The 8,452-nt window shown below is 73.3% G+C and carries 5 protein-coding genes; all 5 read right to left on the minus strand.

The window, feature by feature from the left end; genetic code table 11:
• Nucleotides 1–220 precede the first annotated feature (220 nt).
• Nucleotides 221–2,215, minus strand: coding sequence for a hypothetical protein (locus ACIP82_RS32125; RefSeq protein WP_400658627.1), 1,995 nt, complete (start codon nucleotides 2,213–2,215; stop codon nucleotides 221–223).
• A gap of 290 nt (nucleotides 2,216–2,505) precedes the next feature.
• Nucleotides 2,506–3,747, minus strand: a complete 1,242-nt coding sequence (locus tag ACIP82_RS32130) for an endonuclease domain-containing protein (protein WP_400658629.1) — start codon at nucleotides 3,745–3,747, stop codon at nucleotides 2,506–2,508.
• Between the two features lie 126 nt (nucleotides 3,748–3,873).
• Nucleotides 3,874–6,072: a hypothetical protein gene (locus ACIP82_RS32135; protein WP_400658631.1), complete on the minus strand. Its 2,199-nt coding sequence runs from the start codon at nucleotides 6,070–6,072 to the stop codon at nucleotides 3,874–3,876.
• A 432-nt stretch (nucleotides 6,073–6,504) separates the two neighbouring features.
• Entirely contained in the window at nucleotides 6,505–6,969 is a 465-nt protein-coding gene (locus ACIP82_RS32140) for a MarR family transcriptional regulator (RefSeq protein ID WP_400658633.1), read from the minus strand.
• A 5-nt stretch (nucleotides 6,970–6,974) separates the two neighbouring features.
• Complete coding sequence (locus ACIP82_RS32145) at nucleotides 6,975–7,751, minus strand: hypothetical protein (protein ID WP_400658635.1); 777 nt, start codon at nucleotides 7,749–7,751, stop codon at nucleotides 6,975–6,977.
• Between the last annotated feature and the right edge of the window lie 701 nt (nucleotides 7,752–8,452).

The raw sequence follows: 8,452 nt of genomic DNA on the forward strand, positions 1-8,452 counted from the left end.
CGCCGAAGAAGGTCACGGCCGGGCTGGACGTACCGCCGGCAGCCGGGTTGTAGGCCCCGACGTTCGGTGACGGCTTGTATGTGCTGCTCCTCGCGGCACCCCACGGACCTTTTCATGATTCTTTTCAGGCTGGGGCGGAGCGGCTGCAGCCTCCTGGGCCTCGCTGCTGTCCCGGCAGACCGCCGGGTGTCCCTTCCCGCCTGGTGTTGCGGCCGTGCGGCTAGAGGGAGAACGGTCCGCCCCGGGCGGAGAGCAGGGTCGGGCGGGGCGTCTGGAGCAGGATGTCGCGGCGTCCGGACCACCGGGTGCCGACTGCGGTCGTCCCGGCGCTGCTCCACTCCTGGAAGTGCTGGGCGACGGCGTCGAGGATCTCCTGCTCCGAGGTGGGCGCGGCGACGGTGCGCAGCTGCTCCACGATGGCCTGTCCGGCGTCCAGGGAGAGCATGGTGCCGTGTTCGGCGGCCACGACTTCGCGCAGCCGGGCGATGGTGCCGGTGACCTCCGGGGCGCAGGCCGGGGGCTGGTCGGCGTCGCTCTGGCCAGCGGTTTCCTCCAGCCAGGCGGCCAGCGCTTCGGCCTCGTACATGTTGAGGCGGATTCCGCTGCCGAGGAACGTCGCGTGGAAGATCCGCAGGACCAGGTCGCGGCGGCGGGGCTTGAGCCGGCGATCGGTGAGGCAGTGGCCGCAGAGCCAGCCCAGCCGAAAGCCTTGCGGGGTGCGCTGCTTGGGGAGCCGGCCGAGGAGAGCGCCTTGGGCCACCGGGTCGGCGCACAGGTCGCAGGTGGCTGCGTCGGCGGCGGGGCGGGTCTCGGCGGGAGCGGGCAGGATGCCGGGAGCCCAGGCCGCGGGCGGTTCCTGGACCGGCTCGCCGACGGGCCGGTGGTAGGTGGCCGGGCTGTTCAGCCACTGCTGGACCTGCCGGAGGGCGTTGCGGGCCTGGTCCTGGTCCATGTCCTCGCGGGTCGGGGCGCCGGCCGCGTCGTTGATCCGGACCTGGACGAACGGGATCGGCTCGCCGACGGCCTTGCTCAGCACGCCGACCCGCAGGGCGATCTCGACCCGGGCCTCCCTCACGTCCAGGCGGGCGATCTCCTCCTCGCGCAGCACGGGGGCCGGAATCACCAGGGTCGACGGATCGGCCAGCCACCGCTCGGCCTCGTTGATCCCGACCACCAGGTCCTCCAGGGCGGCCTCCCCGCGCTGGCGGATGCCCATCGCCCGGTTGATCTGCGGGTGGATCACCCGCAGCGGCTGGCGAAACAACTTGCCCAACTGGGCGGCCAGGTCGTTGAGGCGGCGCCGGGCACCGTCGTCCGTCAGCAGGGCCACCGGGTCGCAGACCCGGCACTGCGCCCCGTCGGCGGGGGCCGGGCGTTCGCCGCAGGCCGCGCACACGAAGCCGGGGCAGCCGCCGCAGAGGGTGTCGCCGGGGCCGGCCTCGATCCAGGCGCCGGCGGGGGCTTCGTCGCGCAGCACCTGGGTGAGGGAGCGGCAGGTCCGGGTGCACCGCTGGTCGGCCAGGGCGGCACCGCTCCGGCCGGCCAGAGCGGTGCGGTACAGACGGTGGCCGGCGGGCCAGCCCTCGGCGCGGGCGACGGCGGCGGTGGGGTAGAGCGGTTCGACCTCGGCGGCGGCGAAGTAGGCGTCGCCGAGCCGGTGGTCGACGGCGTGGTGGCTGTCGTCGTCGCTGTCGAGGCAGCCGCAGGGGAGTTCGGCCGGGTCGCCGAAGGCGGCGGCGTTCGGCTGGGCGCAGGCGGGGCAGATCACCCACTGGTGGGGGTCGTCGTCGTGGACGTGCAGCATGCCGCCGTGGCGGTGGGCGTGCCACAGGTCGCCCGGGCGGTTGTAGGAGTACGAGGGGATGGGCCCGAGCGCAAGGAGAGCGGTGCCGTGCCACTCCTCGGGGACCTCGGTCGGAGGGGTCCAGTCCGCCGGGCGCAGGTCGCCGTCATCCTCGGCGTAGACGATCTCGGAGCAGGCTTCGGCGAACCGGTACCACCGGTCGAGCCAGCCGTCGGGGAGGCCGGCTTCACTCTCGGCGTCCAGCCACAGGCGCTGGCGGGGAAGCCAGAAGGCCGGGGTGAAGGTGCGGCCGTCGGCGGCGGTGAAGGCGGCCGGCTCGTAGGCCCAGGGGATCTCGAGCAGGTCGAAGACCACGGACCACCGGGCGTGCAGCTCGCTCCTGAACGAGGGCTGGACCAGCTCCAAGGGCATGCCGTACCTCGCCGGTCGGAACATCGGGATCACCGGGTGCAACGAGTCGGGCAGCAGAAGACCACCCGCGGTCACCCGATTGGAGGAGCGGCCGGAGGCTCCTGCACGCCGCAAGCATCCTCACGCACGGCAGAGCGGGATACGAGGTGCCGCGGAGCACCGTGCCCGCGGCGGCCGAGAGCCGGGGCAGGACGGCGGACTCGACGCCGACGCGGCGACGGCCGCAGGCTGCGGCACGCCCGGTGGCCGGGCGATCGGCGCATGCGGGCCGGCATCGGCCCGGCCCGGGGTCAGGAGTGCTCGGCCGCCAGGTCCGCGACCCACCCGAGGATCGTCGCCCCGTCCACGGTCTCCTCCCAGCGGACCTCTCGGCCGGGGTGGGCCGTGCAGTGCAGCCGGGCGAGGAAGTCGCCGCTGGGCAGGTGCTCAAGGACGGCCGAGGGCTCGGCGGTGCACCGGCCGTGCCGCGCGGTGGCGCCGAGCCGGGCGGCGGCCAGCGCGGCCAGGTGCCGGGGCGGAAGGCTGCCGGTGGTACGGCAGCCGTTGCACTCCAGCAGGTGCCGGACCGCCGGCCCGTGGCTCCAGAAGGCCCGCCAGATGCCCTTCTGTGCGCGTTCGTCCTGGTTGCAGCTCGCGCAGGCCGGACCGCGAAGAAAATCGTGGCCCACCTCGTGGCAGTGGTCCCAGACGGCGGCCTGCCGCAGCCCGCACACCGCGCAGAGGTAGCCGTCGGCGCGCGTCGCCCGCCGCCGCTCGCTGGTGTAGCGCACACCCCGCATCGAACCGCCGTACAGGCGGTGCTCGCCGCCCGCGCAGGCCGGGCACTGGGTGATCCAGCCGTCCGCGCCGGAGGTCCGCCAGTCGAGGTTCTGCCGCGCCCGGGCCGCCGCCGTCTCCAGGGAACGGTCCTCCACCGCGCCGCACCCCGCGCACCGCTGCGCCCGCGCCAGCAGCACCAGGTGCTCGGCACGCCACCGGTCCAGCACCTCCGCCCACCGCTCGGGGATGCTCCACGCCCCGGTCCGGCGGCGCACCACCTCCATCACCACCACGCCGGCCACGACCAGCGGGTCACGGCCGTCGGGCTCCCGGACACCTCCGAGCAGGCGGCCGAGCTCCTTCACCGCCCGGCGCTGCGCCGCGGGTTCGAGTCCGACATCGAGGAGGTCGGCGGCCGACGGGCGGCGGGTGGCCCGGGCGGCGCGGTCGACGAGTTCGCCCTGGACGGCCCGCCGCCAGTCGTCGTCGAAGCGGGAGTCCCGGTTCACGTCCGTCCACGGCAGCCCCAGCGGGACGAGCCGGCCCGGCGCGGCGGCCACCGCCGCGAGGTCCTGCAGCGCCCGGTCGAGCAGCGCCTGGTCGACGTGCCAGATCCCGCTGCGCTTGACGCCGGGCAGCGCGGTGGCGCCCAGGTACAGGTGGCCGGTGTCGCGGAGGAAGTCGGAGTGGAGGCCGTCGGCGGCGAAGCGCAGTACGGGGGCGGTGAGTACGGACGCGGCCGTCGTCCGGGCGGCGGCAAGGGGTATCAGCACGGGGGCAGGGTGCCATCACGTACTGACAGCACCCCGCGAACGTGGCCGGAGCCCGGCGGGCGTCCGCCGGCAAGAGGTAGCCGCTCAGCGTCTTCGACCCGGTCGGGCCCGGCGGGCCCAGAAGCTCTACCGGTGGCCGCCCTCCTGGTGCCGGGGGCACCAGCGGTCGAAGAACTCCCCGATGTCACTGATGTCGGCCGGCATGCTGCGCACGAACGCGGTGATCACGACGATCTCGGCGGTGTCGTCCCCGGGCGCGGGCGGCCGGGGGTCCTGGCGGGCCAGCTTGGTGAGGTCGGCGGCCTGGAGGGCGGCGACCCCGGCCCGGTGGCGCTCGCTCAGCGGGGCCGGGCCAGGGACGGCGTCGGCCGCGGCGAGGTAGACCTCGGCGAAGGGGTCGATGGCGATCGCGTGGGCGGCCAGATGGCGGCGGTAGGCGGGGAAGTCGACCGGCGCGGTGTTGGCCTCCTCACCGGGCCGGGTGGCGGCCAGGACGCAGTCGTCGCCCAGCATCGCGCTCACCGTGCCCGCCTCGGGCCACCGCTCGCCCCGGCGCCAGTGCCCGCCGGCGGGCGGGTGGTAGAGCCAGGGGTCGCCGTCCCGTTCGAGGTCGGCCAGCGCCCGCAGCCCGGCGGTGAGCTCGTACAGGTCCAGCACCCTCCCCTCGGGGTCGGCGGCGGCGACGAGTTCGGCCACCTGCGGGTCGGCGTCGGCCGGCACGGGGCGGGGGACGAGCAGCCGCCGGTCGCAGCTGCGCACGGTCCGGGCGCCGGCGGCGACCTCGCGCCCAGCCTGCTCGGCCAGGGCCATCGCGGCGGGCAGCGAGCCGGCGGAGCCGAACCGCAGGGGCGGCACTGCGTGGTGCACCCACGCCGGTACCCCTGCGGGTCCGGGGTGGACGGCGTACTTGAAGCCGCCGCGCTCGTGCTGGTCGACGCGCAGCTGCAGCGGGACGGGGCTGTCCGGCAGCGGTTTGACGGCGCTCCAGCGGGCCCGCGGCACCGGTCCCGCGGACAGGTCGGCGCCCTCGGCGGGATCGGCCTGCTCCCAGGGCCCGCGGGTGGGGACCTGGTGGGTGGCGGCGGCCAGGGCCCACTCCAGCAGGCGGATCAGGATCTGCCGCCCCTCCTCGGCCAACTCCTCCCGATCGGGGCGGAAGTCCTTCGCCGCCGGGTGGTCGATCACCGGCAGGAAGGCGAGCCGGCCCAGCTCGGCGAAGTCGACGGGGCACCCTTCCAGTGCCCGGGTGCACCCGGGCGGGTCCAGCGGACCGGCATCCCCGAAGCCGCCCTCGGCGGCCCGGCGGCGGTTCGCGCTCCAGCCGCCCTCGTCGTCCAGGTAGCCGGTGCGCGGGTCGGCAAGCTCGGCGTCCGCGACCTCCAGCGCCCAGCCGGCCGCCCGCACCGCCACCTCCGTCGCCTCGATCCCGGCCAGCACGCACAGCCCCTCCGGCGCCGCCTGGGGCCGCCCCGCGCCGGGGGCCGGGGGATAGCTCGCCAGGAACGGGAGCACCGCGCTGCTCGCGCCGGCCCGCTCCCGCACCGGCCGCACGGGCCACAGCCCACGGTCCAGGTGGAGGACGGCCCACGGCAGGGTGAGCCGGGCCCGGCCACCGGACAGGTCGACCAGCCGCCCGGAGTCCACCGCCAGCTCCACCGCCCCGTCGCGGAAAGGGAGTCCGGCCAGCAGCTCCAGCAGCACCACGCGCCGCAGCAGCGCGGACAGGTCCCCCGCGCACGGCACCGCCCGCTGCCGCTGCGCCTGTTCGGCCGCCTCCTCCCCGGGCTTCGGGGCGGCTGCGCAGTCCGCGGCCCCGGCCAGGAGGACGTCGCCGACGTCGATCGCGTCCGCCACCGCCCGCTTCCAGTCCCGGACGAACGTCTTCGCCAGGACGATCCGCCGCTCAGGGGCACCGACGGGATGGAGCACGACGTCCTTCGCCCCGGCGCTCCACCGCAGCCCGGCCACCCCGGTCAACGCCCCGTCGGCCCGCCGGACGGGCAGCAGGGCCCGCGCCCAGCGGTCGAGCTGGGTCCGGTCGACATGGACGAGGGTCTCGCCGGGGCGCGGAGTGACGCGGCCGATGCCGAAGGGGCCGCCGGTGGCGGCAGGCCGGTGCGATCCGTAGGTGGCGAGGAGGGCGGCCAGCACCCGCGCCTCCCAGAGCTCCTGCTCCGAGTGGAGCGCGCCGGGGATCGCAGGGCCGTGCGCGGCGAGCTCGGCCAGGGCGAGCTGGTGCGGTTCACCGGTGGCGAGCGCGCGGGCCTGGGCGAGCCGGCCGATCGGCTGACGGCGGCCAGGCGAGGAAGAGGGTCGTGTGGTCATGGGAGTCCTGTCGCGTACTGCCCGGCCAGCACGTCGGGGAGGAGACCGCGGACGTGGTGCTGCTGAAGATGATCAGGGTGCGCGTGCGCGCGGTTCTGCCTTCCCGGTGCCGCACAAGGCCGGGAGCGGCACCCCGGCACGGCGGCCGTCAGCCGCCGCCCGACAGTCTAGGACCTGGGCCCCCTCCGCCCCAGCACACGATCGAGCGAACCGCAGCTCCACCCGCGTCAGCGGCCACCGTCCGCCCAAGTGCGAGGTACCGCGACATATTTGTCAGATACCACGACATACCAACGGAGTTGTGTAGTACGGAGTACCACACTGTCAGGCCCGAGAAGGCAAACGACGATGGGGGGCTGGACCCTGGCTGAGCAGGTCCAGCCCCCATCGCATGACAGCGGAAGGCGATCTTGGAAAGGTGGCCGTGGAGACTCAGGCGGGCAGAGCGACTGCGCGAAGGATGGATCGCCGGCGCTTGTTGTCGCGTGCGGCCTCCTGCTGCGCAACGCGCTCGCGGTAGAGCTTCACGAAGTCGTCGTCGTCCAGGCGCCGGTGCTCAGGCATGTTCTCGATGGCGTCCCAGGCGTCACCGGGGGTGCGGTAGCCCGCGATCATCGGGTTGAGCTGGTAGACGCCGTACGACTTCATGTGGACCAGGAAGGCCGTGTCCAGCGCGGCCAGGGCCGAGGTCACGCTCGACCGGCTAACGCCGAGCAGCTTCCCGAGCTGCTCCTGGGCGATGACGATCTGCCCACCAGCGTCCTGGTGCTCCTGCAGCATCAGAAGGACGCGATACGCCTGGACCGGAAGGTTGAGTTCGGCGATCAGCCCGTTGAGGTTCACCGGGGTGAAGAGCGCTTCCGGCTCCTGCGCCGCCTGCACTGCCTGCGCCGCCATGGTCATCACTCCTGGTTCGCGTCGATGTCGTCGAACAGGGTCTCAGTCTGCCCGACCTTCGCCCGATTCTCAGCTGCCTGGCGCTCTTCCTTGCGCTTGAGGCGCCTCGCGGCTCGGGCATCCTTGTCGCGCTTGATCGCGGCCTTGAGGGACTCGAGGGAGGGGTACTTCACCTGATCGGGTAGGCCGCTGTCCCAGATCTCCCGAAGCACATCGCCCTGGTCGACCTCGGTGTACTCCGTACTGCCGTCCGGGTTGCGGGTGAGCTGAGCGCCGCGCCAGCTGTAGACCGGGTTGATCCGGTACCTACCACGCGCCAGCATCATCACGATGCCGAGCTCCATCAGCTCCGCGAGCTTCTCGTTCACCTCCGTGCGGTGCACGTCCAGGATCTCCGCCATCCGCTCCTGAGTCAGCTCGATCGGACCACCGGCCTTCTGGTTCGCGATCAGGATCATGATCAACCGCAGGGGTGTGTTGCCGCGGTAGTACTGCGCCACGACGAAGAGGAACTCGAGCGAGTCCATCGCGAAGGCGTTCGGCTCCTCGGGAGTTCCGTAGAACTGGAGGGCCTTCCGCTCCTTGCCGAGCGTGAGGCTGCGCCCCGGGTGCGCGCGGGCGACGTCGTCGAGGCTCGGGCTCTGTTCGAGCTTGGCGACCGCCTTGGTGCGCTGGCCGCGGAAGACTCGCCGCCGACTCGGAGCAGCAGGTGCTTCCTCCGGTAGGTCCGGCACCGCCTGGAGCTTGCGGTTCCCACGACCCGCCTCGGATTGCCTGCCCATGCTCGGTGGACCTCCTGATCGACGGCGGGACGTGCTGACAGTAACGCGAGGAGTCTAAATGTCGCGGTAGCTGACAGATGTGTCGCGGTATCCGGCACTTTCAGCCCTCAGTGTCGGGCCCAGTACGACACTCACGCGGTGGCGGAGGCGTTCCCGAGGACACCGAATCGGCTGTCACTCCGAAGCCCTCCGAGCCCACCAAGTGTCAGGTACCGCGACATATTTGTCAGCTACCGCGACACTATCGCATGATCAACTGTCGCGCTACCTGACACTCCGAAGTCGATCTGTCTGTGGAAAAGGTGCATTACTCACCAGTAACGTAAGCCTCTCCAGACACAAATCGAGACCCCGAATCGCTCTGACCAGCAGAAACGCCGAGTCTGCGCACAATCTGATACCGGGGTCGGCCTCACCCGGCGGGTTCACCCACTGCCGCCGGATCGAGCTCCGCTCGATCCGGCGGTACCGCGCACCGCCTCTGCCACTTCCCAGGACGTTACTCCCGGAACCGCGCGACGGCCTTCGGCGCGCGGAGCGCCGGCGGGGGCTCCTCCGGACCCCGCCCCCGCCGGATTCATTTCGGAGGCAACGACGGCGGGGAGGCCCCTTCGGGCCTGTGGCGGGCCGGGTGGCCTGGCGGCGGGCTGGTTGGTGGTGTGGGTGGCCTGTGGCGGGCTGGGTGGCCTGTGGCGGGTGGG

Origin of the sequence: Kitasatospora sp. NPDC088548 (genome assembly GCF_044753005.1) — a bacterium.
Taxonomy (GTDB): Bacteria; Actinomycetota; Actinomycetes; order Streptomycetales; family Streptomycetaceae; genus Kitasatospora.

What these genes read in the sequence shown, in the direction of transcription:
- ACIP82_RS32145 (WP_400658635.1), bottom strand. Translation starts at nt 7,751, where the DNA reads ATGGGCAGGCAATCCGAGGCGGGTCGTGGGAACCGCAAGCTCCAGGCG.
- ACIP82_RS32125 (WP_400658627.1), bottom strand. Translation starts at nt 2,215, where the DNA reads ATGCCCTTGGAGCTGGTCCAGCCCTCGTTCAGGAGCGAGCTGCACGCC.
- ACIP82_RS32135 (WP_400658631.1), bottom strand. Translation starts at nt 6,072, where the DNA reads ATGACCACACGACCCTCTTCCTCGCCTGGCCGCCGTCAGCCGATCGGC.
- ACIP82_RS32140 (WP_400658633.1), bottom strand. Translation starts at nt 6,969, where the DNA reads ATGGCGGCGCAGGCAGTGCAGGCGGCGCAGGAGCCGGAAGCGCTCTTC.